Raw genomic sequence first — 23,261 nt, 5'->3', positions numbered from 1 at the left:
CTAGAACGTCGCCCCAGCACTTCAAGCTTCTACTGGCGTTCGAGCGCGTCCGACATGGACGACGAGAGGTAGTGCGAGAAGAGCTCGTTCGTGTTGAGCGGGGACTTCCCGCTCGGGTAGTTCTCCTCGAAGACGTCGTAGAGCGGGCGGATGTACACGCGGAGCTCGTGGCCGCGTCGCTCGACCGTCTCGTGGCGCCAGCCCGCCTCGTCGAGCGACTCGCGGACGAGTTCGTCGAACTCGCCCTGGTGCCAGCCGGAGACGTGGTCGCGGACGGGCTCCTCCTCTTCGCTCTCTCGCGCGAGCTCGTCGCAGACCTCGTCGTGCGCGACGAGGAGGCGGCCGTCGCTCCGGAACCCGTCCGCGACGTCGAGGAGTTCGCTGTGGAGGCCCTGCGGGTGGAAGTAGAGGTGGCGGCTGTACTCCCACTCCGCGCTCTCGAAGCCCTCGGTGACGACGTCGTGGTCCACCTTCGAGACGTCGAGTCGCGTCTTCAGACGGTGGTTGACGTCCGGTCGCGAGAGGACGGTGATGTCGTCGCGCACGAGGTCGTTCGCGAGGTCTTCTGCGGTCTCGTAGAGGTCGTCGCTCATACTGGACACGTGCGTCGGCCAGCGGATAACCGTTCTCCCCAGCGGCAGTATTCGGTCGGTATCTGTGACGCGCCCGGGCGGGGCGAGCGGCGAAACCACGTGCCGTGCGAACGGAGACCCCCCGCAGGCGTGGGCTACGCGGAGCCGAGTCAGCCCTCCGCCTCCTCGTCGGTCGCGCCAGCGTCGGCGTCGCCGGCCGCGAGGAGCGGCCCGAGGAAGCCGGCGAGCGCCGCGAGCAGGCCGAGCAGGACGACGTAGCGGTAGACATCGGAGTAGCCGTAGCCGGTCGCGGCGGCCTGCACGGACGCGAGGCCGCCGACGAGTATCAACGCGATGCCGAACAGCTGGAGGCGGAGCGAGTGGAGGGACACGGGCGGCGGTGGGGCGGCCGGCCGGGTAGCGGTTTCGCTTCAGCCGCCGAGCCAGACGCGGACGTAGCGCCGGAGCGCGCCGGCTTTCACGAGGCAGAAGCCGACGAGCACCGCGAGGAAGCCCCCGACGGTCGAGGCCTCGATTCCCTCACCGAGGACGAGCCACCCGAACACCGCCGCGAACGGCGGGATGACGTATTCGAGCAGCCCCATCTCGATGGGGCCGAGGCGGTCGAGGAGGCGGAAGTAGACGAGGAAGCCGGCGGCACCCGGCACGACGGCGAGGTAGAGCACCCACAGCGTCGTCTCCGGCGGGAAGGCCGCCATCGCGAACGACTGGCCGGGAATCGCGAACGCGGCGGCGTCGAGCGCGAGCGCGCCGACGAGCAGCATCCACGCTTGGAGGGCGAGGCCGCCGAGATCGGCGTCGTCCTCGCGCGTGAACACCGCGCCGACCGTCCACGCGACGGCGGACGCGAGGACGAGGCCGACGCCGGCGCTCGCGGCGAGGTTCGACGGGTCGGGGTCGGCGATGAGGACGACGCCGCCGAAGCCGACGAGGACGCCGGCGACGCCGAGCGCGGAGAGGCGTTCGTCCGGTCGCGCGAACCGCGTCACTGCCGGCGTGAGCACGGGGACGAGGCCGAGGAGCGTGGCGGCGACGGCGGGCGGAACCGTCCGCTGGCCGGCGAAGAGGAGGGCGTGGTGGAGGCCGATGTTGCAGAGGCCGCCGACGAGGATAGGCGCCCAGTCGCCCCATCCGCGCGGGCGGAACGACCGCCCGGTGGCGAGGACGACGCCGACGAGGAGGAGCGCGGCGAGGTCGAAGCGGAGCGCGGCGAGCGGAACCGGCGGGACGGTGTCGAGCGCGGCGTCCGTCGCGACGAACGCCGTCCCCCACGACGCGGCGAGTGCGAGGTAGAGTGCGGCGTCGCGTCTCGCCATCGTGGAGTGGAGGCGGGCCGGCCGTGATAACGGCGACGGAACGGCCACGAACCACGAGACTGCGCGGCGACGGGTCGCCCGTGCGTCGGGGGCTCCCGGCCCCGGTCAGCGGCGCGCGTTCGCGGTGACGTCGGCGAGTCGCGCGGCGAGGTCGTCGGCGAGCGCGCCCTCATCGACGCGCCACGCCCAGTTCCCCGTCCCGGTGCCGGGCGTGTTGAGGCGCGCGTCGCTCCCGAGGGTGAGGAGGTCCGGCAGCGTCGTCATCGCGACGACGGCGGGCGAGTCCCAGACGGCGTCGAGGAGTGCCCACGCGGGCGACTCGTCCCCGTCGAAGTCGAGGGCGTAGTCGAAGCAGTCGCGCTGGCGCTCGCCGAGCGACTCGTAGTAGCCGACGGCGGTGTCGGTGTCGTGGGTGGACGTGTAGGCGACACAGTCGCGCGGGTAGTCGCTGGGCTTGTAGCGGTGGTGTTCGGCGCACCAGTCGGCGTACTCGGGGACGCGCATCCCGGGGAAGCCGAGGTGGTCGCGCAGCCCGAGGACGCCGTCGTCGAGGAAGCCGAGGTCCTCGACGACGAACGGGAGGTCGCCGAGGTCCTCGCGCACGCGCTCGAAGAACGCCGCGCCGGGACCGGGGTGCCACTCGCCGTCGGCGGCGCTCGCGGCGTTGGCGGGGATCGCCCAGTAGGCGTCGAACGCCTTGAAGTGGTCGAGGCGCGCGACGTCGACGAGGTCGAAGAGGCGGTCGAGGCGCCGCACCCACCAGCCGTAGTCGTCGGCGGCGAGGGCGTCCCAGTCGTAGACCGGCATCCCCCAGCGCTGGCCGTCGTCGCCGGCGCTCGGCGGGACGCCGGCGACGGCCTCGGGGTTGCCGGCCGTGTCGACGGCGAACGCCTCGCGGTTCGCCCAGACGTCGGCGGAGTCGAGCGCGGCGTACATCGGGACGTCGCCGAGGAGACGAATGTCGCGCTCGCTGGCGGCCTCGCGGAGCGCGCGCCACTGCTCGTCGAAGCGCCACTGGACGAAGGCGTGATAGCGCACTTCGTCGGCGTGCTCCTCGCGCGCGGCGGCGAGCGCGTCGGGGTCGCGTTCGCGCAGCTCGCGGGGCCACTCGGTCCACGACTCGCCGCCGTGGACGCGCTTGAGCGCGCGGTAGAGCGCGTAGTCGGCGAGCCAGTCGCGCTCGCGTTCGCGGAACGCCGCGAAGGCGTCGCTCTCGCCGGCGTCCGCGCTCTGCTCGAAGCGCTCGAAGGCGGTTCGGAGGCGCTCGCGCTTGAACGCCGCGACGGCCTCGTAGTCGACGCGCGTCGGCTCGGCGGCGGCGGGCGCCTCGAGCTCGGCGTCGGTCAACCACCCTTGGTCGCGGAGCGCGTGGAGGTCGAGGAGGAGGGGGTTGCCCGCGAACGTGGAGGGCGAGCTGTACGGGGAGTGGCCGTGGACGCCGGTCGTCGGGCCGAGCGGGCAGAACTGCCAGAGCGACTGGTCGGCGGCGTCGAGGAAGTCGAGGAAGGCGCGCGCGCCCGCGCCGAGGTCGCCGATGCCGTGACCGCCGGGGAGCGAGGTGAGGTGACAGAAGACACCGCTCGTTCGCTCGAAGTTCATGCGTCCGTCTACCGGGCGGCCCGCCATGAACGTTGCCGAACTGACGGCAATACTTGCGACCCACAGCAGAGTGATACTCGCCCGCCACCCAGCGGTGATAATGGAACAGCGACGCGCCGGGCGTACGCCGTCACCAGTTCGCACCGCCGGTGGTGAGCGATGCCCCCGTCAGTCCTGATGCTCGGGTGGGGGTTCCCCCCGAACATCAGCGGCGGACTCGACACCTTCGTCGGCTCGCTCTTCTGGGAGTTCGACGACCGCGACGACGTGGACGTCGAACTCGTCCTCCCGGCGGAGTTCGCACCGGACGACGTCGCGGCCATCCACGGCATCCCGACCGGCGACGGGGACGTCATCGAGCGCATCGAACGCCTCTCCGAGGAGTTCGTTGAGCGCGCCGCCGACGCCGACGTCGTCCACACCCACGACTGGTTCGGCTACGACCCCGGCGTCGAGTCGCAGTCCACGCACGACGTCCAGTGGATGACGACGTTCCACTCGCTCACGCAGGACCGCAACCTCAACCCGCCGGACTACGAGGTGGAGACCGAACAGCGCATCGCCGACCGCGCCGACAGCCTCGTCGCCGTCAGCGACCTCACCGCCGGGCGCGTCAGCGAGTTCTACGGCCGCGACGCCGACGTCGTTCACAACGGCTTCCAGCGCGTCGAGCCGACCGGTCGCGACGTGAAGGACGAACTCGGCATCGACGGCCCGATGCTCTTCTTCGTCGGCCGACACACCCACCAGAAGGGCATCACGCACCTCCTCTACGCGATGTCGAAGCTCCGCCGGCCCGAGGTGACGCTCGTCCTCGGCGGCTCCGGCCACCTCACCGCCCAGCTCGAGCGCTTCGCGGAACTGCTCGGCGTCGACGACCAGGTGGAGTTCGTCGGCTACGTGCCCGACGCCGAACTCGCCGACTACTACGCGAGCGCGGACGCCTTCGTCTCCGCGTCGCTCGCCGAGCCCTTCGGCATGACCGTCGTCGAAGCCCTCTCCACGGGGACGCCCGTCGTCACCACCGAGTGTGGCGCCGCCGAAGTGCTCCCCGACGACTGCCTCGTCCTCGTCGACTCGCACTCCGACGCCATCGCGGACGGCATCGACGCCGCGCTCGCGATGGACGGCGTCCCCGACTTCGAGGAGCGCACGTGGACGGACGTCGCCGACGACTACGTCGCGCTCTACGAGTCGCTGCTCGCGTAGCGCCTCTCACTCGCTCTCGAGCGCGCGCACCGGCTCGTGGAGTTCCTCTCGCAGCACCTCGTCGGCCGCCGCCATGACGTCGCGAAACGACCGGTCGTCGTCCAGTATCGGCGCGGACACCTCCTCGGCGCGCTCCGCGCCGGCCCGCTCCGTGACCGTCTGGAACGCGAGGAGCGCGTCCAGGAGCGTCTCGAACTGCCTGTCGGAGACGAATATCCGCGCGCGGTGTATCGACCGGTGATACTCGTCGACCATCTCGTCGAACTCCCGCTCGTCCTCGCGGTCGTAGGCCGCGTACGTGCCGGACTCGGCGAGCGGGGCCAGCGTGGCGCGACACCGCGTGAACGACTCGTGTAGCTCCGTCAGCCGGTCGACCTTCTTCTCGATGAGGTACTCCGCCTGTCGCCGCTGGTTCTGATTCACCTCCTGCACCCTCGTGGTGTGTATCGTCACTCCTGCCGAGAGCGCGGCGCCAGCGAGGGTGCCGAGGACCGCGACTACCGCCGACGAAACCATGTACCGCACTCACTCGACGGCCACGACTTAACGGTGGGGGTGTCGTCCGTCGGGCTACTCGCGTGGCTCGCCGACGACGCGGACGTCGTGGGCGGGTTCGGGGTGGACGATGCGGAAGCCCGACGGCGTGGACTCGACGCCGACGACGCGCTCGCCGGGCCCGTGGCCGGTGTTCCGGCCGCCCATCGCGGCGTAGGGGTCGGCCTCGTCGTCCGCGCGGTCGTACGGCCCGGGGTCGCCCTCGGCGGGGTCGTAGGGGGTCTCGTCGTCCTCGTCGACGGGGTCGTAGGGGCTGTCCGGGAGCGTGCTCTCGTAGGGGCTGTCGATGGGCGAGCGCAGGTTCTCGATGGGGTCCTCGAAGTCCTCCGGCGGGAGGTAGATCTCCTCGCCCGAGGCGGAGTAGACGACGACGGCGGCGTCGCGCGTCCCCGCGATGGTGATCACCGTCCCGTCAGCGTCGACGGTCGCGTCGACGCTCACTCGCGGCGCGTCGGAATCGGACATACGTCCCTTTCGGCGAGCGACGCCATGGTGTTTCCGGTGGTTCGCACCGCAACCGACAAGCCCCCGCTCGCCGAACTGTCGTATGAGAATGGATCACGTCGGGCCGCCGCGCTTCGTTTCCGTCGGAGACACCGTCGAGTTGGCGCCGTGGGACCCGGACCCGGCGGCGTCGTATCGCTGGTCGCTCGAGCGCGCGCCCGCAGACGCGGCCGTCACGCTCACCGACCGCCCCGTTCAGCAGGTCGACGTGGAGACGCCCGGAACGTACGTCTTCGCGCTCGACGCGCCGAGCGGTACGCACCACCAGACCGTCCGCTGTTTCTCCGCGTCGGGCGAGCGCGGCACCCGAGCGCCACCCGGCGCGAGCGGCGGCGCGCGCGACGCGCCCGGTGACGGCGACGCGGGCTACCCGCACGCCGAGCGCGGGGACGCGCGCGGCCGGCCGCGCGTCAGGCTCGACGGCCACCGCGAGGGGGACGAGGTCGTCCTCACGGCGACGCCGCGCGCGCACCCGGAGAGCGCGGAGTCGGCCGCCGACCTCGACGTCGTCTTCGCCCTCGACGACCGGGACGCCCTCTCGGCGGACGCCACCACCGTCGAGGGGCGCGAGCTCCGCGTGCCGGTCTCCGAACTCGACGGCCGCGAGCGCGTCCACGCGGTCGCCGTCGGCGAGAGCGGGCACAGCGTCGCCGACGCCGTCGCCATCACGCGCGATGGGGACGCGGTGTCGGTCGAGCGCCGCTACGACGCGCCCGACTGGGCCGCCGACGCCGCCTACTACGAGGTGTACGTGCGGACGTTCGCGCCCGACGCCGCGCACGGCGAGACGCTCGACGCGATCACCGAGCGCCTCGACCACCTCGCGGACCTCGGCGTCGACGCCGTCTGGTTGACGCCCGTCCTCGCGAACGACGACGCGCCGCACGGCTACAACATCACGGACTTCTTCGCTATCGCGCCCGACCTCGGGGAGCGCGCGGACTACGAGCGCCTCGTCGAGGAGGCCCACGCCCGCGACATGAAGGTGCTCTTCGACCTCGTGTTGAACCACACAGGGCGCGAACACCCCTTCTTCCGCGACGCCTACGAGAACCCGGAGAGCCCCTACCGGGACTGGTACGACTGGCAGGAGTCCGGCGAGCCCGAGACGTACTTCGACTGGGAGCTCATCGCGAACCTCGACTACGGCACGCTCGACGTCCGGCGCCACCTCCTCGACGCCGTGGACGAGTGGGCGCCGCTCGTCGACGGCTTCCGCTGCGACATGGCGTGGGCGGTCCCGGACGGCTTCTGGCGCGAGGTCCGAGCGCGCGTGAAGGACCACGACTCGGAGTTCCTCCTCCTCGACGAGACGATCCCCTACATCCCGAACTTCCACGAGGGCATGTTCGACGTCCACTTCGACTCGACGACGTACGCCTCCCTCCGGAGCGTCGGGCGCGGCGACGCGCCCGCCCCGGCGGTCCTCGACGCCGTCGAGTCGCGTCGCGAGAGCGGGTTCCCCGACCACGCGCGCTTCCTCCTCTACATGGAGAACCACGACGAGACGCGCTATCGCGTCGAATGCGGCCGCCCCGCGTCGCTCGCCGCCGCCGGCGTCCTCTGCACGCTCCCGGGCGCGCCGCTCGTCTACGCCGGCCAGGAGCTCGGCCAGCTCGGGCGACGCGACGCCGTCGTCTGGGACCCCGAGCACACCGACGACGCGCTCCTCGCGCACTACCGGCGACTGCTCGGGATGCGCCGCGAGATGCCGGCGCTCGCCGCCGGCGGCGACCTCCGCCGCCTCGACTACGAGGTGGTCGAGGGCGACGACGAGCGCGTCGTCGCGTACGGCCGCGTCGCCCCGGACGCGACGGCCAGCGGCTCCGATGGCGACCCGCGCGACGCCGACGCCGCCGTCGTCCTCTGCAACTTCGCCGAGGGGAGCGCGACCGTCTCGCTCGACGTCGACGCCGCGGCCGTGGACGCCGTGACGGGCGACGCGCTCGGCGGCGACGCCGTCACCGTCGACGACGTCGTCGTCCTCCCGACGACCCCCGACGCGCTCGCAGCGCGCGCCGCGCCGCCCGGCGAACGACTATAACGGCCGCGCGCCCTCGTAGGAGCATGCGGCTCACCACGGCGCTGAACGACTACAAGCGCCAGCGCGGCGAGCGGTTCCCCGAGGAGACGCGGACGACGCGCGGCACCTTCGCCGGCGACGGGGGACGGCTCGTCCACGTCTCCGAGAGCGGGGCGCTCCGCGACCACAGCGCGCCCCTCTGCGGTCTGCACGGCATCGACCGCTCCCGCCTCGGCATCGAGACCGACGCGGGCGTCGACTGGTTCGACGGCCTCGACACCCTCGACCAGCACTACTACCGGGGGACGACGCTCGTCGAGACGGAGTTCGACGCGGGCGCGTTCACCGTCCACCAGTACGACCTCACGCTCGGGCGCTCGCACGTCACGCACGTCGAGGTCCGGGGGCGCGTCCCGCCGGACGCCCGCCTCGTCGCCTTCCTGACCGCCGCGCCCGAGGGACAGGAGAACGTCGGCGCGCTCGTCCACGAGTCGGCAGGTCCGGACGAGACGCGCGCGCTCGAGGTCTATCACCGCCGCGAGCACGACTACGTCGCGGCCTCCACCGGCCTCGACCGCATCGAGGGCCAGCGCCCCGAGTCGTTCGCCGAGGACGTCGACGCCGACGCCGTGTCGTTCCCCCGCGCCGGCGGTGGCGGCGAGTCGCGACTCACCGGCGACTTCCTCCTCAGCGCCCCGCTCGAGGCGGGCGAGCGCGGCGTGCGCACGACGCTCGTCACGCGACTCGCCGCCCACGGCGAGACCGGCCGGGAGGCGGCGCTCGCTGACGTTCGCGCGCGGGCGACCGGGCAGGCGAGCGCCGACGACGTCCGCGCGACGGCGCGCGGCAGACACGCGGTCGACGTCCCCGAGGGGACGCCGCTCCCCGGGCAGGTCCGGACGGACCTCCGGACGCTCGCGTTCCTGCGCGGGGAGGCGGGCGGGCGCGTCGCCGCCCCCGAGTTCGACCCGTTCTACGCCAACTCCGGCGGGTACGGCTACGTCTGGTTCCGCGACGACGCGAGCGCCGCGCGTCGCCTCCTCGACGCCGGCGACCGCCTCGGCCTCGACGTCCACGCGGACCTCCTCGCGGCGGCCGAGTGCTTCTGCGACGCGCAGCTCGCCGACGGCACGTGGCCCCACCGCGTCTGGGCGAGCGACGGAACGGTCGCGCCCGGGTGGGCGAACGCCCGCGTCGAGGGCCGCCCCGACGGCGACGACTATCAGGCCGACCAGACGGCGGCCGCGACCGCGTTCCTCGCGAGCCTCCTCGCCGCCCGCGAGGAGCGCCTCCCGCCGGGGCTCGCCACCTCGATCCGCGAAGCCGTGCGCGACGGCGTCGCCGCGCTCGACGCGAGCATCGCCGCGAACGGCCTGCCGGCGCGCTGTCAGAACTGCTGGGAGGACGCCGCCGGCCAGTTCGCGCACACCACCGCGACCTACCTCGACGCGTACGTCGCCGTCGCGGGCGCGCCGCTCGACGCGGCGACGACCGCCGACGCCGCCGCGAGCGCCGACGACCTCGTGCACGCGCTCGACGCGCTCTGGCTCCCCGGCGAGGGGCGCTACGCGATGCGCCTCGACCACGGGAAACCCGACGACCGGGCGGACGCCGCCAGCCTCCGACTCGTCGGCGCGTTCGCGGCGTACGCCGAGCACACTGAGGGGTCGCTCTCCGAGACGCACCTCGAGCGCCTCCGCGCGCACGTCGAGTCGACGCTCGACGCGCTCCACCGCGACCCAGCGCGCGGCGACGTCGCGGGGCTGGCGCGCTACACGGGCGACGCGTGGCGCGCCGACGGGCAGGCCGAGCCGAAGGTCTGGTCGCTGACGACGGCGCTCGGCGCGACGGCGTGCGCGCGCCTCGACGCGCTCCTCGCGGCGCACGGCCGCGACGGTGGGCGGTTCCGCGAGCGCGCTCGCGCCTACTACGAGTTGCTCGGTGACGACGGCCCGTTCACCACCGGGACCGGGCTGCTCGCCGAGCAGGCGTTCGACGACGGCACGCTCGACGGCGCGACGCCGCTCGGCTGGTCGCACGCCGTCCGCCTGCACGCGACCGCGCTCCTCGCCGACCGCGGCGCGCTCCCGGACGCGTCGACGGCGACGCCGCCGGAGCGCCCGCGCTGGACGACCGGCGAGAAGTACGGCGTCTGCACCGCCGCCGACGGCGACACCGCCGACCCCTCGAAGGTGTGGTTCACGCTCACGCGCGGCGCGCTCTCGGAGGTGCGCTTCCCCCGCGTGGACGTCGCGAACGTCCGCACGCTCGACTTCCTCGTGCGCTGTCCCGCCGACGGACACACCGTCCGCACGCACGCCGAGCGCGGCGACCCGGACGACGGCGTTCGCCGCCGCGTCGAACCGGTCGGCGACGACGCGCTCCGCTACCGACACGTGATCGCCGAGACGGGCGTCGGCGACGACTACGAGTGGACGCTCACCGCCGAGTACGCCACCGACCCCGGCGGGGACGCGCTCCTCGCGGACGTCGACTTCGAGGCGGCGGACGGCCGCACCTACGAGGTGTACGCCGTCGGCGACGTCACGCTCGCGAACGCGGACGCGCCCGGACGCGCCTACGTGGCGGGCGAGGCGGGCGCCCACGACCTCCTCGCGCGCGAGCCCACCGGCGACCCCGACGGCGAACACGACCCCCGGCTCGTGGACGCGGACGGCACGCGTCACGCCGTCGCGGTGGCACTGCGCGCGAGCGACGGCTTCGACTGGGCGAGCGTCGCGGCCGCGGGCGGATCGCGACTCGACGCGCTCTTCGCCGGCGACGCGCTCCCGGAGGCGCGGCCGTCGCTCACCGACGAGAGCGCCGTGCTGGTCGGTCGCCTCGGCATCGGCGAGGGCGTGTCGCGGACGCTCGCGCTCGGCTTCGCGCGGCGCGGGGACACCGCGAGCGCGCTCGACGAGGCGGGCCGCGCGCTCGAACGCGGCTACGACGCCGTCCGGGACGCCTACGTCGAGACGTGGCGCACGGCGCTCGCGGACGTCTCGACGCCCGACGAGGTGCGCGACGACCCCGAGTTGGCCGCGCAGTACCGGACGGCGGTCGCGTCCCTGCTCGCCGTCGAGGACAAGACGTATCGCGGCGCGGCCGTCGCCTCGCCCTCCGTCCCGTGGGGGGAGGCCGTGACCGTCGAGTCCGCCGCCGGCGACGGCTACAACTTCGTCTGGGCGCGCGACCTCTATCAGGTGTTCAGCGTCTTCCTCGCCGCCGGCGACACCGAGACGGCGGCGCGCCACCTCACGTACGTCTACGAGCACCAGCAGGACGAGACGGGCTTCGTCCCGCAGAACACCTACGTGAACGGCGTGACGCGCTGGGGCGGCGAGCAACTCGACAACGTCGCGCTCCCGCAGGTGATGGCCTACCAGCTCTGGGCGGCCGGCGTCGGCTTCGAGGACGTCGCGTACGGCTACGAGCACGTCCGGCGCTCGGCGGACTACGTCGCGCGCAACGGCCCGTCGAGCCAGCAGGAGCGCTGGGAGGAGGAGGCGGGCTACTCGCCCTCGACCATCGCCGCCGAGATCGCGGGCCTCGTCTGCGCGGGGACGCTCGCCGACGAGACCGGGCGGGTCGGGGACGCGCTCCCGTGGCTCGCGCTCGCGGACGAGTGGGCGGGCCGCGTCGAGGAGTGGACCGCCACCGACGACGGCACCGGGCGCCACCGGAGCACGCCCTACTACGTCCGCGTGACGCGCGACGGGAACCCGGACGCCGGCCACGCACGCCGCCTCGCGAACGCCGGTCCGACGCTCGACGAGCGCGACGTCCTCGACGCGGGCTTCCTCGAACTCGTCCGCCTCGGCATCAAGCCCGCCGACGACCCCGTGATTCGGAACTCGCTCCGCGAGGTTGACGCGACCATCCGCGTGGACGTCGGGGAGGCCGCCGCGTTCTACCGCTACAACGGCGACGGCTACGGCGAGCGCGCCACCGGCGAGAAGGGCGGGCCGTGGACGCCGGGGTCGAACGGAACGGGGCGCCTCTGGCCGCTCCTCACCGGCGAGCGCGGCGAGTACGAGCTCCGCGCGGGCGGTCCCGACGCGGCGCGGCCGTGGCTCCGAACGATGGCGGCGTTCGCGAACACGGGGCAGATGCTCCCCGAGCAGGTCTGGGACCGCCGCCACCCGACGAAGTACGGCTGGGAGTTCGGCGAGGGCACCGGCTCGGCCACCCCGCTCTCGTGGAGCATGGCGCAGTACGCCCGCCTCGCGCTCGGCATCGACGCCGGCGAACCCGTCGAGACCCCGGCGGTCGTCGCCGAGCGCTATCACGGCGGCCGACACACCGACCCGGACGCCCGCCCCACGCTCGACGTCTCCCTCGACGCTGACGGCGACGCGCTGCGCGTCACGGGCGAGACCGACGGCGTCCTCGTCGCCGCGAAAGCCGGCGGCGAGACGGCCGTGGCGAGGCCCGACGGCGGCGCGTTCGCGTTGTCGCTCGACACCGCCGCGAGCGACGTCGTCGTCGCCGCCGCCGAGACGCCCGAGCTCTCCACCGCGCGCACGAGCGTCCGACGCCTCACGCGCTAGCGACGCGCGAGGTCGAACGGCGAGTAGACTTTTGCGTCCGGACGCCCTTCGCGTGGGTATGTCCTACACTTCGTCGCGTGACGACGCGGCCTACGAGCGCTTCGAGCTGTCCGTCGCCGGGCTGGAGGCGGCGGAGGAGAGTCGCGTCGCGCAGCGCGTCGAGCGCGCGCCGGGCGTCCGCGAGGTCCGCCCGGACGCGGCGGCCGGCGTCGTCACGCTCGTCGCCGAAGGCGAGGTGGCGGTCGGCGACGCGGAGTGGATTCTGGAGACGGCGGGCTACCCCGTCGAGTAACCCCCGAGTTCTCGACTCACCGGGCCGGTCCGTGCGAACGCGAGCGCACGGTTAGCGGCGAGTACGCCGCCCGTCACAACGCTTATACTGACACGCCACTTTCCGTCGAGCACCCGCTGACTGAACATTCAGTCATTGACCCATGTACGACAGACCGCACCCGACAGCACGCACCGCCCGCCCCGAGGTGCATCGCCAGTGAGCTATCTCGACGTCGACCGGCGCATCCTCGCGCTCGCGTTCGCGCGGATGGTGGACTCGCTGGGCAACTCCTTCCTCATCGTCGTCCTCCCGCTCTACATCACGAGCGGCGTCGTCACCGGCGGCACCTTCGGGCTCTCCGCGACGCTCATCACCGGCCTCATCCTCTCCGCGTTCGGCTTCTTCAACAGCGGCATCCAGCCGTTCGCCGGGAACCTCTCCGACCGCACCGGCAGGCGGCGGCTATTCGTCATCGCCGGCCTCCTCACGCTCACCGTCGCGAACTTCGTCTACACGCTCGTCGACAGCTACGGCGCCGTCCTCCTCGTCCGCATCACGCAGGGCGTCGGCGTCGCGCTCACCGTCCCCGCCACCATCGCGCTCGTCAACGAGCTCTCGCGCGAGAGCGCGCGCGGCGAAGCCATGGGCGTCTTCAACACCTTCCGCATGATCGGCTTCGGCCTCGGCCCCGTCGTCGCCGGCGGCGTCGTCGCCGGCGGCCCCTACCTCGGCGGGACGATAACCGGCTTCGAGGCCGCCTTCTACGTCGCCACCCTCAGCGCGCTCCTCGGCGCGCTCTGCGTCTACCTCCTCGTCGAGGACCCCGAACAGGAGGAGGCCGACGCCGGTGAGGACATCAGCATCGCCGTCCTCGACCGCGTCCGCGACGACAAGCTCCTCGACCCCGTGTTCACGCTCGGCGTCGCCTCGCTCTTCATGGTCATCGGCATCGCCCTCCTCGAACCGCTCGAACACCACATCAACACCACGCTCGGGCAGAACGCGACCATGTTCGGCATCGAGTTCTCCGCGTTCGTCCTCGCGCAGGTCCTCCTGCAGGCCCCCATCGGGTCGTGGAGCGACGAGTACGGCCGCAAGCCGTTCATCCTCGCCGGGATGCTCGTCCTCGTCCCCGCGACGCTCGCGCAGGGCCTCGTCACCACGCCCGCCGGCATGATCGTCGCGCGCTTCGTGCAGGGCGCCGCCGGCGCCGCCGTCTTCGCGCCCGCGATGGCGCTCGCCGGCGACCTCGCGACGGGCCGCAGCTCCGGAACGACGCTCTCCGTCCTCACGATGGCGTTCGGCCTCGGCACCGCCATCGGCCCGCTCTCCGCCGGACTCCTCGCCGGCATCACCCTCCCGTTCGGCACGGCCTACGCGACGCCGTTCGTCTTCGGCGCCGTCCTCGCCTTCCTCGGCTTCTGCCTCGTCTACTCGCAGGTCGACGAGACCGTCGACACCGGCGGCGCCGAACCCGTCGAACCGGGCGCGGCCGCCGCCGACTAACGCACACCCACAAGTACCCGCGCCGCCAACGGACGCGTCGTGCTCGCGCGACTCTCCTCGCGGACCCTCCTCGCGCTCGGCGCCGCGGTCGCCGCCGTCGCCACCGCCGGAAGCCTCACGTACAGCCTCGGCCTCGGTTTCGCGCCCTGCGAACTCTGCTGGTACCAGCGCGTCCTCATGTACCCGCTCGTCGGCGTCCTCGCGTACGCGTGGTACACGCGCGACACCGGCGTCTACCGCCTCGTCCTCCCCTTTTCGGTCGCTGGTGGTGCGCTCGCCGCCTACCAGTCGTACCTCCAAGTCGTCGCGGGCGGCACCTGCGCGCTCGGGGGCTGTGCGACCGTCTACGTCCGCCCCGTCACCATCCCGAACCAGTCGCTCCTCGCGTTCTGCCTCCTCACCGGGCTGATGGCCGTCCTCCTCGTCCGTGCGCGCCGACCGTGAGGAGGGGTTTTCTGCGGACACGGCGGGGTGGGAGCTGCGGACGCGGTGGTGTCTCAGTCGGCCTGTACCGTCGCGAGCGTCGCGTTGAAGAGCGCGAACCCGACCGTGACGACGACGTACGTATAGAGGCCGCGTTCCGTCAACTCGAAGACGCTCGCGCTCCCGATGATGGCGACGACGGCGGCAACGAGACCGACGACGCCCACGACCGCTGCGCCGGGTGGGAGACCGCGAAAGCGGGTCGTCGGGTTCTCGAAGCGCGTGACGAAGTAGCCGGCCGCGAAGTAGAGCAGGCCGACGGCGACGCTCAGTGCCGGGGTCGCGAACCAGTAGTGGACGACGACGCCGACGAGGACGGCGGCGGCGACGCCGACGACCGGGGGCGAACGATGGAGGGCGGGCACGGCAGGTCCGTTTTCGGGCGACCGTGATAGACCTAGGGTCGGCGCGGTACTCGTGTGGCCACAACGCCCTTCTCCGCTCCTCCCCGCTACCCTGTATGAGTAGATTCGTCGTCGCGCTCGGCGGGAACACGCTCCTGCGCTCCGGCGACGGCACCGTCGCCGAGCAGCGCGCGCGGGTCCGCGAGACGCGCGACGCGCTCGTGGTCCTCCACGAGCGCGGCCACGACATCGTCCTCACGCACGGCAACGGCCCGCAGGTCGGGAACCGACTGCTCGCCGAGGAGCAGTCCGACGGCGAGGCCGAACCGCTCGACGTCCTCGTCGCCGAGACGCAGGCCCAAGTCGGCTACCTCCTCCAGAACGGGTTCGGGGACGCGTTCGGCGGCCCGCCCGCGCCCGTCGTCACGCGCGTCCGCGTCGCCCCCAACGACCCCGCCTTCGACGACCCGACGAAGCCCGTCGGCCCCTACTACTCCGCGGCCGACGCCGCCGAGAAGCCCTTCGCGACGACCGAGGTCCACCGCGAGAGCGACGGGACGGCCTACCGCCGGGTCGTCGCCTCCCCGGAACCCGAGGCCGTCCTCGAAGCCGACCGGATCGCCGCGCTCGTCGCCGACGACTCGGGGCCCGTCGTCTGCGGCGGTGGCGGCGGTGTGCCCGTCGTCCCCGACGGCGACGGCGGCCACGAGGGCGTTCCGGCCGTCGTCGACAAGGACTACACGACCCGCCTCGTCGCGGACGCCGTCGACGCCGACGCCGTCGTGATGCTCACGGACGTCGACGCCGTCTACCGGGACTTCGGGACGCCCGAGCAGGAGCCGATACGGGAGGCGACGCCCGCCGACCTGCGCGCGCTGCTCGACGACGGCGAGTTCGCCGCCGGGAGCATGACGCCGAAGGTCACCGCGTGCGCGCGCTTCGTGGACGAGGCCGGCGGGCGCGCCATCGTCACCTCGCCCGAGAAACTCGATGCGGCGCTCGACGGTGAGGCGGGGACGACCGTGACGGCCGACTAACGCTACCCGCGCCCCGCGTCTTCCGACTCCGTCGCCGGCCGCCGTTCCGAGACCGCCCTAGCGCGTGTTCTCGTACGCCTCGTGCCAGCTCCCGAACTGCCCGGTGAGCGCGCCGAGACTGCTCCCGACGTGGAGTATCCGGTAGTCGCGTTCGACCTTGTCGACGACGTCGTCCATCCCGAACGTGAGGCCGCCGAGGGTGACGTCGTGCTCGCGCGCGGCCGCCTCGACGGTGTCGACGGCGTCCTCGACCTCAGGGTGGTCGCGCTCGCCGGGATGGCCGAGCGCGATGGAGAGGTCGTTCGGGCCGAGGAACGCGAAGCCGAGCTCGGGGACGGAGAGGATTTCCTCGACGTTCTCGACGGCGGCCTCGGTCTCGATGGTGACGCCGACGAGCACTTCCTCGTCCTCCGTCTCGGTGTAGTCCGACGCCTGCCCGTAGCGCGCGGCGCGCGGGCCGGCGAGGCCGCGCTCGCCCGGTCCGCCGTCGTACTCGAAGTGCGCGGCTTCGAGCACGGTACGGACCTCGTCGGCGTTTGAGACGCGGGAGACGAAGAGGTTGCGCACGCCCGCGTCGAGGGCCTTGCGGACCATCGCGGGGTTCGCCTCCGGGATGCGCACGAGCAACTCGGTGTCGGTGAGTTCGGCGGCGCGCAGGAGCTCCTCGAGGGCGTCGCCGTCCCACGGGCTCGGCCCGCCGTGTTCGAGGTCCATCCAGACGAAGTCGAAGCCGAACTCGCCCAACAGCTCGACGACCTCGGGGCTGTACGTGTTGTCGAGGACGCCGAACGCGGGGTCGTCGCTCTCGACGGTCGCTCGCAGGGAGTTGTGTCGCGGGTTCACGCCGGAAATGTCGTCCGCCGACGGTAAAAGTCGCGGGGCCGGCCCCGACGGGCGCCGTCGCTACGCGGCGTGAAGAGAGAGGGAGAGAGAAAGACGCGCTATTCGATGTGGCCTTCGCGGCGCAGCTGCTCGGCGGCGTCGTCGTCGTAGCGCCACTCGACGTTCGCCTTCTCGTCCTGCCAGTCCCACGGTTCGGCGATGACGACGTCGCCCTCCGAAATCCACGTGCGGAACTTCATGCGACCCGGGATGCGGCCCATGCGTTCTTTGCCGTCGGCACAGCGGAGTCGGACGCGGCTGCCACCGAGCATGTTGGTGACGACCGCGAAGACCTGATCGTCGTCGGGCATACGGAGGTTCCGTCGGCCCTGATTCTCGCTCATACAGCAATTACGCCCGCGCCACGGTTAAACGGTTCCCTTCACGCGTGGTACCAATGAGCGGAGTGTGGGCGTCGCGTGTTTCGGCTCGCTCGACCAGAAACGAACAGTACCGGACATAAACAGTTATACACGGACGGGAACACCTCCCGATAGAGACCACCGACCAGCAATGTTACCGGAAGCGCGAAAGCGGAAGATCGTGGAGTTAGTGTCGGCGCACGACGGTCGGTCCGTCGCGGAGCTCGCCGAGGAGCTCGACTACTCGAAGGCGACGATCCGTCGCGACCTCCGGGAGCTCGAGGACGACGGGCTCATCGAGCGCAGTCACGGCGGCGCCCTCCCGGCGTCGTCGGTCGGACACGAGCGGACGTACGGCGAGCGCGAGGTCCAGAACCTCGACGCGAAGCGGGCGATAGCCGCGCGCGCCGTCGAGGAGCTGGCGGACGCCGAAGTCGTCTTCTTCGACGCGGGCACGACGACGATGGAGGTCGCGAAGCGCGCGCCGACGGACGGCTCGCTGCTCGCGGTGACGAACTCCCCGCGCCTCGCCGTCGAGCTCGAGGGCGACGCGAACGAGGTGAAGCTGACGGGCGGGACGCTCCGCCGGCGCACGCGCGCGCTCGTCGGCCCCACCGCCGAGTCGTTCATGGAGCGGACGAACTTCGACCTGCTCTTCCTCGGGACGAACGCCGTCGACGTCGACGCCGGACTGACGACGCCGAACGAGGACGAGGCCCGGATGAAGGAGCTGATGGTGGAGAAGGCGACGCGCGTCGTCCTCGTCTGTGACGCCTCGAAGGTCGGCAAGCGGAGCTTCGTCCAGTTCGCCGACCTCGAGGACGTCGACCACGTCGTCACGGACGACTCGCTCCCCGCCGACCTCCGCGAGGCGTTCGAGTCGGCGGGCACGCGCGTCACCGACGACGCGGGGGTGTCCTCGTGATTCTGACGGTCACGCCCAACCCCGCGCTCGACTACACCGTCGAGCTCGACGACCCGCTCGACGTCGACACCGTCGTCCGGACGGACGGCGCGACGGTCGACGCCGGCGGGAAGGGAATCAACGTCTCGCAGTACCTGCGGGCGCTGGACACCGAGACGGCCGCGACGGGCTTCCTCGGCGACCCGTTCGGCCGGGTGCTGGAGGAGCAACTCGCACGCGAGGGCCTCGACGCGGCGTTTGTCTCCGTCGACGAGTCCACGCGGCTCAACCAGACGATCCTTGCGCCGGAGGGCGAGTACAAGGTGAACCAGGCCGGCCCCACGGTGTCGGCCGGCGCCGTCGAGGACCTCCGCTCGCACGTCGCGTCGGTGGCGCCGCCGACGCTCGTCGTCGGCGGGAGCCTCCCGCCGGGAATGACGGCGGCCGACGTGGACGCGCTCGCGGGCGACGGGGACTGGGACACGGTCGTAGACGTCGGCGGGGAGACGCTCGCCGAACTCGAGGAGGAATACGCGCTCTGCAAGCCGAACGACGAGGAACTCGCGGCGGCGACGGGAATGCCGACGGGAACCGTCGAGGAGTGCATCGCGGCCGCCGAGGAGCTGCGCGCGATGGGCTTCGAACGCGTCGTCGCGTCGCTCGGCGCCGAGGGCGCGATTCTCGTCTCCGAGGACGGTGCGCTCCACGCGGCGGCGGTCGATGCGGCCGTCGTCGATACGGTCGGTGCGGGCGACTCCCTGCTCTCGGGCGTGCTCGCGGCGTACGACGACGGCGCGGACGACGCGACGGCGCTCGCGACGGGCGTCGCGGTGGCCTCGCGCGTCGTCGGGGTCCCGGGGACGAGCGTCCCCGACCTCTCCGCCGTCCCCGAGATTCGCGACGCCGTCCGTCTCACTCGCCACTGACGGCCCGTTCGCCGGGCAGAATCGGTCAGGAGGGCGCACATCCGAACAGTTTTAATCACCCTCGGGCAACTATCGTGATAGACCATGTCGTCTGACCCGGAAGGGGCGTATCGGTCCTACCTGAACTCGATAAAGGAGGACCTGATGACCGGCGTATCGCACATGATCCCGTTCGTCACCATCGGCGGTATCTTCCTCGCGCTCGGCTACGCGTCCGCGACGGCCTTCGGTGACGTCACGAACGTCTTCGAGGCGACGGGCACCCTCGGCTGGTTCTTCGCGCAGGTCGGGAACCTCGGCCTCACCATCATGGTTCCCATCCTCGGCGCGTACATCTCGTACGCCATCGCCGACAGACCCGGCCTCGCCCCCGGTTTCGTCCTCTCCTACCTCATCCAGCAGGGGAGCGTCCTGCAGGAGGCCGGGAAGATAATCGGCGTACAGGGCGGCGCGGCGGGCGCCGGCTACCTCGGCGCGCTCGTCGCCGGCCTCATCACCGGCTACGTCGCACGCTGGTTCAAGCAGCGCAACGTCCCGGGCTTCGTCGAGCCGATGATGCCCGTGCTCATCATCCCCGTCGCGACGACCCTCGTCCTCCTGCCGGTGATGCTCTTCGTCGTCGGCGTCCCCGTCTCCATCGCGAACGCCGCGCTCACGGAGTGGCTCCGCGGGATGCAGGGCGGCCAGGCGCTCCTCGTCGGCGCCATCCTCGGCGCGATGATGGCCTTCGACATGGGCGGCCCCGTCAACAAGGTCGCGTACGTCTTCGCGACCGGCCTCATCAGCGAGCAGATCTACGGCCCGATGGCCGCCGTGATGATCGCCGGCATGACGCCGCCGCTCGGCATGGCGCTCTCGAACCTCATCGCGCCCGAGAAGTACGAGGCCTCCATGTACGAGAACGCGAAGAGCGCCATCCCGCTGGGCTTCTCCTTCATCACGGAGGGCGCGATTCCCTACGGCGCGGCCGACCCCGCGCGCGTCATCCCCGGCATCGTCGCCGGCTCCGCCGTCGCTGGCGCCGCCGCGATGGGCCTCGGCGTGACGATGCCCGCCCCGCACGGCGGCATCTTCGTCGCCATCCTCTCGAACAAGCCCGGGACGTTCCTCCTGTGCATCCTGCTCGGGACGGTCGTCACCGCCGCCATCGAGCACGTCATCAAACCCGACTACGACGAACGCGTCGGAAACGTCTAATCACCGATTCGAGGCGGAACCCTTACCGTCCGCGCAAACCCAATCACAAACGATGAACGAGTCTGACCTCGAAGAGCTGATCAACGTCCAGCTGATCTCGCTCGAAGAACCGCCCGCCGAGAAGGAGGCCGTCATCGAACACCTCCTCGATCTCGCCGTCGAGGCCGGACGCGTCTCGGACCGCGAGCAAGCGCTCGCCGACCTCCTCGAGCGCGAGGAGGAGTCCACGACCGGCGTCGGCATGGGCATCGGCATCCCGCACGCGAAGACGACCGGCGTCGAGGAGCCGACGCTCGCGTTCGCGCGCTCCTCGGCGGGCGTCGACTTCGGCGCGATGGACGACGAGCCCGCGACGCTCTTCTTCATGATTCTCGTCCCCGAGGCGTCGAGCGACGACCACCTCCAGATTCTCAGCAGCCTCTCGCGCTCTCTCGTCCACGAGGAGACGCGCGAGAAGCTCCACGAGGCCGACTCCGCCGAGGCCGTCCAGCGCATCGTCATCGAGGAGGTGGCCTGAATGCCCGAGCGCCGCGTCACCGTCGTCCCCGAGGAGGGCCTGCACGCCCGGCCCGCCTCCGTCTTCGTCGAGACGGCGAACGAGTACGACGCCGAGGTGCTGGTCGGCCCCGAGGACGCCGCGGACGACGACCTCGTGCCCGCGTCCTCGATGCTCGCCGTCACCGGACTCGGCGCGGCGGGCGGTGACACGCTCCGCCTCGTCGCGGAGGGCGAGGACGCCGAGGCCGCGCTCGACGCGCTCGAGGACGTGCTGACGACACCGGAGGACGAGCTGGAGGGATGAGCGAGCGACGACTCCCCGGCATCGACGTCACGCCCCTCTCCGGCGTCGGCACCGTCGTCTGGTACCGGCCGGACGCCGACCTCTCGGAGCCGCCCGCGCCCGAGGACGTGGACGCCGAGGCCGAACGCGAGGCGTTCGAACTCGCCGTCGCGGAGGCCGAGGCCGAACTCGAGGCCGAGCGCGAGCGCACGGCCGAGCGCGTCGGCGAGGACGAGGCGGCGGTGTTCGACGCTCACGTCCAGTTCCTCAACGACCCGCAGATCGCCTCCGGCGTCGAGGAGCGCATCACGGACGGTCTCCCGGCCGCGCACGCGGTCCGGGAGACGTTCGACGAGTTCGTCGAGCAGTTCTCCGGGATGGAGGGGAAGATGGCCGAGCGCGCCGACGACCTCCGCGACGTCCGCGACCGGCTCCTCCGGTTGCTGACGGACGGCGAGCGCGTCGACCTCGCGTCGCTCCCCGAGGGCTCCGTGGTGCTCGCCGAGCGCCTCACGCCCTCCGATACGGCACAGCTCGACCCCGAGCGCGTCGCCGGGTTCGCCACCGTCACCGGCGGGCGCACCTCGCACGCGGCCATCTTCGCGCGCTCGCTCGCCATCCCCGCCGTCGTCGGCGTCGGCGAGGACCTCGAGTCGGTCGCGGACGGCGAGACGGTCGTCGTCGACGGACGGTCGGGTGACGTCGTCCTCGACCCCGACGAAGCCACCGTCGAGGCCGCGCGCGGCGGCGCGGCGGACGACGTCGTCGAGGAAGCGGTGACGACCGCCGACGGCACCGACGTGGAGGTCGCGGCGAACGTCGGGACGCCGCAGGAACTCGCGCCCGCGGCCGAGCGCGGCGCGGACGGCGTCGGGCTCTTTCGCACGGAGTTCCTCTTCATCGAGCGCGACGACGCGCCCGACGAGGACGAGCAGTACGCGGCCTACCGGGACGCCATCGAGACGTTCCCGGACGGGCGCGTCGTCGTCCGCACGCTCGACGTCGGCGGCGACAAGCCCGTGCCGTACCTCGACCTCCCCGAGGAGGAGAACCCCTTCCTCGGCGAGCGCGGGATTCGGCGCTCGCTCGGCCCCGACAGCGACCTCTTCGAGACGCAGCTGCGCGCGCTCCTGCGCGCCGACGCCGACACGGACGTCGGGAGCCTCGCGGTGATGCTCCCGCTCGTCACCACCGTCGAGGAGGTCGAGGCGGCGCGCGGCGTCCTCGAAGGCGTCGTCGCCGACCTCGCGGCCGAGGGCGTGGACGCGACGATGCCGGAGTTCGGCGTGATGATCGAGACGCCCGCCGCCGCTCTCATGGCGGACGTCCTCGTCGAGCACGTCGACTTCTTCAGCATCGGGACGAACGACCTCGCGCAGTACGTGATGGCGGCCGAGCGCGGCAACGACGCGGTCGCGGAGCTCGGCGACTTCCGCCAGCCCGCCGTGCTGCGCGCCATCGACGCCACCACCACGGCCGCCGAGGGGACCGACGTTTGGGTCGGGATGTGCGGCGAGATGGCGGGCGACCCCCGGCTGACCGAGTTGCTCGTGGGTCTCGGTCTGCGCGAGCTCTCGATGAGCGCGCTGACGGTCCCGGACGTGAAGGCCCGCGTCAGCGAAACGACCCTCGAAGACGCCGAGGCGCTCGCCGAGCGCGCGCTCGCGGCGGCCGACAGGGATGAGATAATCGAACTCCTAGAGCAATCATGAAGCTAGTCGCAGTCACGAGCTGTCCGACGGGTATCGCACACAGCCAGATGGCGGCCGAGAACCTCGAGACGACGGGCGAGGAGATGGGCCACGACATCAAGGTCGAGGTCCAGGGCGCCATGGGCGCGGAGAACGAGCTGTCGAGCGAGGACATCGCGGCGGCGGACGCCGTCATCATCACGGCGGATACGGCCGTGCAGACCGACCGCTTCGAGGGGAAGCCGATAGTGCAGGCGCCCGTGAAGGCGGGCGTGAACCGCGCGGCCGAGATGATCGAGCGCGCCGTCGAGGCCGCCGAGGCCGGCAAGCGCGGCGTCATCTCCGCCGGGGGCGAGAGCGCCGAGTCGACCGAGGCGGCCGAGTCGAGTGGTACGGACGGGGCGGACGAGTCGGAGAGCGACGCGCCGCAGAAGCGCGGCGGCGACCCCGAGAAGGGCATCTTCCGCCGTCTTCGCCGCTGGCTCTCCTCCTGAAACACGTACTCGTTTCTGAGTAGTTTTGTTC

At 72.1% G+C, this 23,261-nt stretch carries 23 protein-coding genes; 14 read left to right on the top strand and 9 right to left on the bottom strand.

The annotated features are described in order from the left end of the window. Positions 1–29 precede the first annotated feature (29 nt). From EFA46_RS11995 to malQ, 4 genes are all read right to left on the bottom strand, one after another. On the bottom strand, positions 30–593 hold the full coding sequence (locus EFA46_RS11995; protein WP_123077762.1) for a hypothetical protein: 564 nt from the start codon (positions 591–593) through the stop codon (positions 30–32). 149 nt (positions 594–742) lie between these two features. After that, on the bottom strand, positions 743–964 hold the full coding sequence (locus EFA46_RS11990) for a hypothetical protein (RefSeq protein ID WP_123077760.1): 222 nt from the start codon (positions 962–964) through the stop codon (positions 743–745). A 39-nt stretch (positions 965–1,003) separates the two neighbouring features. Continuing rightward, positions 1,004–1,909, bottom strand: a complete 906-nt coding sequence (locus tag EFA46_RS11985; RefSeq protein WP_123077758.1) for a DMT family transporter — start codon at positions 1,907–1,909, stop codon at positions 1,004–1,006. A 105-nt stretch (positions 1,910–2,014) separates the two neighbouring features. Next, positions 2,015–3,508 carry a 4-alpha-glucanotransferase gene (gene malQ / locus EFA46_RS11980; protein WP_123077756.1) on the bottom strand — a complete coding sequence of 498 codons (1,494 nt, stop codon included), beginning with the start codon at positions 3,506–3,508 and terminating at the stop codon, positions 2,015–2,017. A 177-nt stretch (positions 3,509–3,685) separates the two neighbouring features. On the opposite strand from malQ, the gene EFA46_RS11975 reads away from it, so the two are divergent. Beyond that, entirely contained in the window at positions 3,686–4,717 is a 1,032-nt protein-coding gene (locus EFA46_RS11975) for a glycosyltransferase family 4 protein (RefSeq protein WP_176969896.1), read from the top strand. 6 nt (positions 4,718–4,723) lie between these two features. Here the strand turns inward: EFA46_RS11975 and EFA46_RS11970 are convergent, their stop codons facing one another. After that, positions 4,724–5,233, bottom strand: coding sequence for a hypothetical protein (locus EFA46_RS11970; protein WP_123077752.1), 510 nt, complete (start codon positions 5,231–5,233; stop codon positions 4,724–4,726). Positions 5,234–5,287: 54 nt separating this feature from the next. Continuing rightward, entirely contained in the window at positions 5,288–5,737 is a 450-nt protein-coding gene (locus tag EFA46_RS11965; protein ID WP_123077750.1) for a hypothetical protein, read from the bottom strand. 88 nt (positions 5,738–5,825) lie between these two features. Here EFA46_RS11965 and malA point away from each other — a divergent pair, with 88 nt between their 5' ends. From malA to EFA46_RS11940, 5 genes are all read left to right on the top strand, one after another. Beyond that, positions 5,826–7,820, top strand: coding sequence for an alpha-amylase MalA (malA, locus tag EFA46_RS11960; RefSeq protein WP_123077748.1), 1,995 nt, complete (start codon positions 5,826–5,828; stop codon positions 7,818–7,820). 23 nt (positions 7,821–7,843) lie between these two features. Next, positions 7,844–12,349: a glycoside hydrolase family 15 protein gene (locus EFA46_RS11955; protein WP_123077746.1), complete on the top strand. Its 4,506-nt coding sequence runs from the start codon at positions 7,844–7,846 to the stop codon at positions 12,347–12,349. Between the two features lie 58 nt (positions 12,350–12,407). Continuing rightward, positions 12,408–12,641, top strand: coding sequence for a hypothetical protein (locus tag EFA46_RS11950; protein WP_123077744.1), 234 nt, complete (start codon positions 12,408–12,410; stop codon positions 12,639–12,641). Between the two features lie 198 nt (positions 12,642–12,839). Then, on the top strand, positions 12,840–14,129 hold the full coding sequence (locus EFA46_RS11945; RefSeq protein ID WP_255494125.1) for an MFS transporter: 1,290 nt from the start codon (positions 12,840–12,842) through the stop codon (positions 14,127–14,129). A gap of 39 nt (positions 14,130–14,168) precedes the next feature. Continuing rightward, positions 14,169–14,573, top strand: coding sequence for a disulfide bond formation protein B (locus EFA46_RS11940; RefSeq protein WP_123077742.1), 405 nt, complete (start codon positions 14,169–14,171; stop codon positions 14,571–14,573). Positions 14,574–14,626: 53 nt separating this feature from the next. Here EFA46_RS11940 and EFA46_RS11935 read toward each other — a convergent pair whose 3' ends face one another. After that, positions 14,627–14,977: a hypothetical protein gene (locus EFA46_RS11935; RefSeq protein WP_123077740.1), complete on the bottom strand. Its 351-nt coding sequence runs from the start codon at positions 14,975–14,977 to the stop codon at positions 14,627–14,629. 95 nt (positions 14,978–15,072) lie between these two features. Here EFA46_RS11935 and EFA46_RS11930 point away from each other — a divergent pair, with 95 nt between their 5' ends. Beyond that, positions 15,073–15,993: a carbamate kinase gene (locus EFA46_RS11930; protein ID WP_123077738.1), complete on the top strand. Its 921-nt coding sequence runs from the start codon at positions 15,073–15,075 to the stop codon at positions 15,991–15,993. A gap of 57 nt (positions 15,994–16,050) precedes the next feature. Here the strand turns inward: EFA46_RS11930 and EFA46_RS11925 are convergent, their stop codons facing one another. Together EFA46_RS11925 and eif1A are read right to left on the bottom strand one after the other, a co-directional pair. After that, a complete protein-coding gene (locus EFA46_RS11925; protein WP_123077736.1) occupies positions 16,051–16,836 on the bottom strand; it encodes an HpcH/HpaI aldolase/citrate lyase family protein in 786 nt (261 codons plus the stop codon). Positions 16,837–16,934: 98 nt separating this feature from the next. After that, the gene (gene eif1A / locus EFA46_RS11920) at positions 16,935–17,219 is read right to left on the bottom strand and encodes a translation initiation factor eIF-1A (RefSeq protein WP_123077734.1); all 285 of its coding nucleotides are present in this window, start codon (positions 17,217–17,219) and stop codon (positions 16,935–16,937) included. Between the two features lie 169 nt (positions 17,220–17,388). Here eif1A and glpR point away from each other — a divergent pair, with 169 nt between their 5' ends. From glpR to EFA46_RS11885, 7 genes are all read left to right on the top strand, one after another. Continuing rightward, positions 17,389–18,162, top strand: a complete 774-nt coding sequence (gene glpR, locus EFA46_RS11915; RefSeq protein ID WP_123077733.1) for an HTH-type transcriptional regulator GlpR — start codon at positions 17,389–17,391, stop codon at positions 18,160–18,162. After that, a complete protein-coding gene (gene pfkB / locus EFA46_RS11910) occupies positions 18,159–19,067 on the top strand; it encodes a 1-phosphofructokinase (RefSeq protein WP_123077732.1) in 909 nt (302 codons plus the stop codon). Before glpR ends, pfkB begins: the two co-directional genes overlap by 4 nt. An 84-nt stretch (positions 19,068–19,151) precedes the next feature. Then, positions 19,152–20,264 (top strand): PTS fructose transporter subunit IIC, encoded by a 1,113-nt coding sequence (locus EFA46_RS11905; protein ID WP_123077730.1) that lies wholly within the window; start codon positions 19,152–19,154, stop codon positions 20,262–20,264. A gap of 52 nt (positions 20,265–20,316) precedes the next feature. Further along, positions 20,317–20,781 carry a PTS sugar transporter subunit IIA gene (locus EFA46_RS11900; RefSeq protein ID WP_123077728.1) on the top strand — a complete coding sequence of 155 codons (465 nt, stop codon included), beginning with the start codon at positions 20,317–20,319 and terminating at the stop codon, positions 20,779–20,781. After that, positions 20,782–21,066 (top strand): HPr family phosphocarrier protein, encoded by a 285-nt coding sequence (locus EFA46_RS11895; RefSeq protein ID WP_123077726.1) that lies wholly within the window; start codon positions 20,782–20,784, stop codon positions 21,064–21,066. Next, positions 21,063–22,757 (top strand): phosphoenolpyruvate--protein phosphotransferase, encoded by a 1,695-nt coding sequence (gene ptsP / locus EFA46_RS11890; protein WP_123077724.1) that lies wholly within the window; start codon positions 21,063–21,065, stop codon positions 22,755–22,757. The genes EFA46_RS11895 and ptsP overlap by 4 nt, the downstream gene beginning before the upstream one ends. Continuing rightward, a complete protein-coding gene (locus tag EFA46_RS11885) occupies positions 22,754–23,230 on the top strand; it encodes a PTS fructose transporter subunit IIB (RefSeq protein ID WP_123077722.1) in 477 nt (158 codons plus the stop codon). Before ptsP ends, EFA46_RS11885 begins: the two co-directional genes overlap by 4 nt. Positions 23,231–23,261 lie beyond the last annotated feature (31 nt).

The sequence above is a fragment of the Halarchaeum sp. CBA1220 genome (assembly GCF_003721175.2).
Classification (GTDB): Archaea; Halobacteriota; Halobacteria; order Halobacteriales; family Halobacteriaceae; genus Halarchaeum; species Halarchaeum grantii.
This window is presented reverse-complemented; position numbering and strand designations above follow the sequence as displayed.

What these genes read in the sequence shown, in the direction of transcription:
- malQ (WP_123077756.1), bottom strand. Translation starts at nt 3,508, where the DNA reads ATGAACTTCGAGCGAACGAGCGGTGTCTTCTGTCACCTCACCTCGCTC.
- EFA46_RS11970 (WP_123077752.1), bottom strand. Translation starts at nt 5,233, where the DNA reads ATGGTTTCGTCGGCGGTAGTCGCGGTCCTCGGCACCCTCGCTGGCGCC.
- EFA46_RS11995 (WP_123077762.1), bottom strand. Translation starts at nt 593, where the DNA reads ATGAGCGACGACCTCTACGAGACCGCAGAAGACCTCGCGAACGACCTC.
- EFA46_RS11955 (WP_123077746.1), top strand. Translation starts at nt 7,844, where the DNA reads ATGCGGCTCACCACGGCGCTGAACGACTACAAGCGCCAGCGCGGCGAG.
- EFA46_RS11885 (WP_123077722.1), top strand. Translation starts at nt 22,754, where the DNA reads ATGAAGCTAGTCGCAGTCACGAGCTGTCCGACGGGTATCGCACACAGC.
- ptsP (WP_123077724.1), top strand. Translation starts at nt 21,063, where the DNA reads ATGAGCGAGCGACGACTCCCCGGCATCGACGTCACGCCCCTCTCCGGC.
- EFA46_RS11975 (WP_176969896.1), top strand. Translation starts at nt 3,686, where the DNA reads ATGCTCGGGTGGGGGTTCCCCCCGAACATCAGCGGCGGACTCGACACC.
- EFA46_RS11930 (WP_123077738.1), top strand. Translation starts at nt 15,073, where the DNA reads ATGAGTAGATTCGTCGTCGCGCTCGGCGGGAACACGCTCCTGCGCTCC.
- EFA46_RS11965 (WP_123077750.1), bottom strand. Translation starts at nt 5,737, where the DNA reads ATGTCCGATTCCGACGCGCCGCGAGTGAGCGTCGACGCGACCGTCGAC.
- EFA46_RS11985 (WP_123077758.1), bottom strand. Translation starts at nt 1,909, where the DNA reads ATGGCGAGACGCGACGCCGCACTCTACCTCGCACTCGCCGCGTCGTGG.
- EFA46_RS11950 (WP_123077744.1), top strand. Translation starts at nt 12,408, where the DNA reads ATGTCCTACACTTCGTCGCGTGACGACGCGGCCTACGAGCGCTTCGAG.
- malA (WP_123077748.1), top strand. Translation starts at nt 5,826, where the DNA reads ATGGATCACGTCGGGCCGCCGCGCTTCGTTTCCGTCGGAGACACCGTC.
- EFA46_RS11905 (WP_123077730.1), top strand. Translation starts at nt 19,152, where the DNA reads ATGTCGTCTGACCCGGAAGGGGCGTATCGGTCCTACCTGAACTCGATA.
- EFA46_RS11900 (WP_123077728.1), top strand. Translation starts at nt 20,317, where the DNA reads ATGAACGAGTCTGACCTCGAAGAGCTGATCAACGTCCAGCTGATCTCG.
- eif1A (WP_123077734.1), bottom strand. Translation starts at nt 17,219, where the DNA reads ATGAGCGAGAATCAGGGCCGACGGAACCTCCGTATGCCCGACGACGAT.
- glpR (WP_123077733.1), top strand. Translation starts at nt 17,389, where the DNA reads ATGTTACCGGAAGCGCGAAAGCGGAAGATCGTGGAGTTAGTGTCGGCG.
- EFA46_RS11895 (WP_123077726.1), top strand. Translation starts at nt 20,782, where the DNA reads ATGCCCGAGCGCCGCGTCACCGTCGTCCCCGAGGAGGGCCTGCACGCC.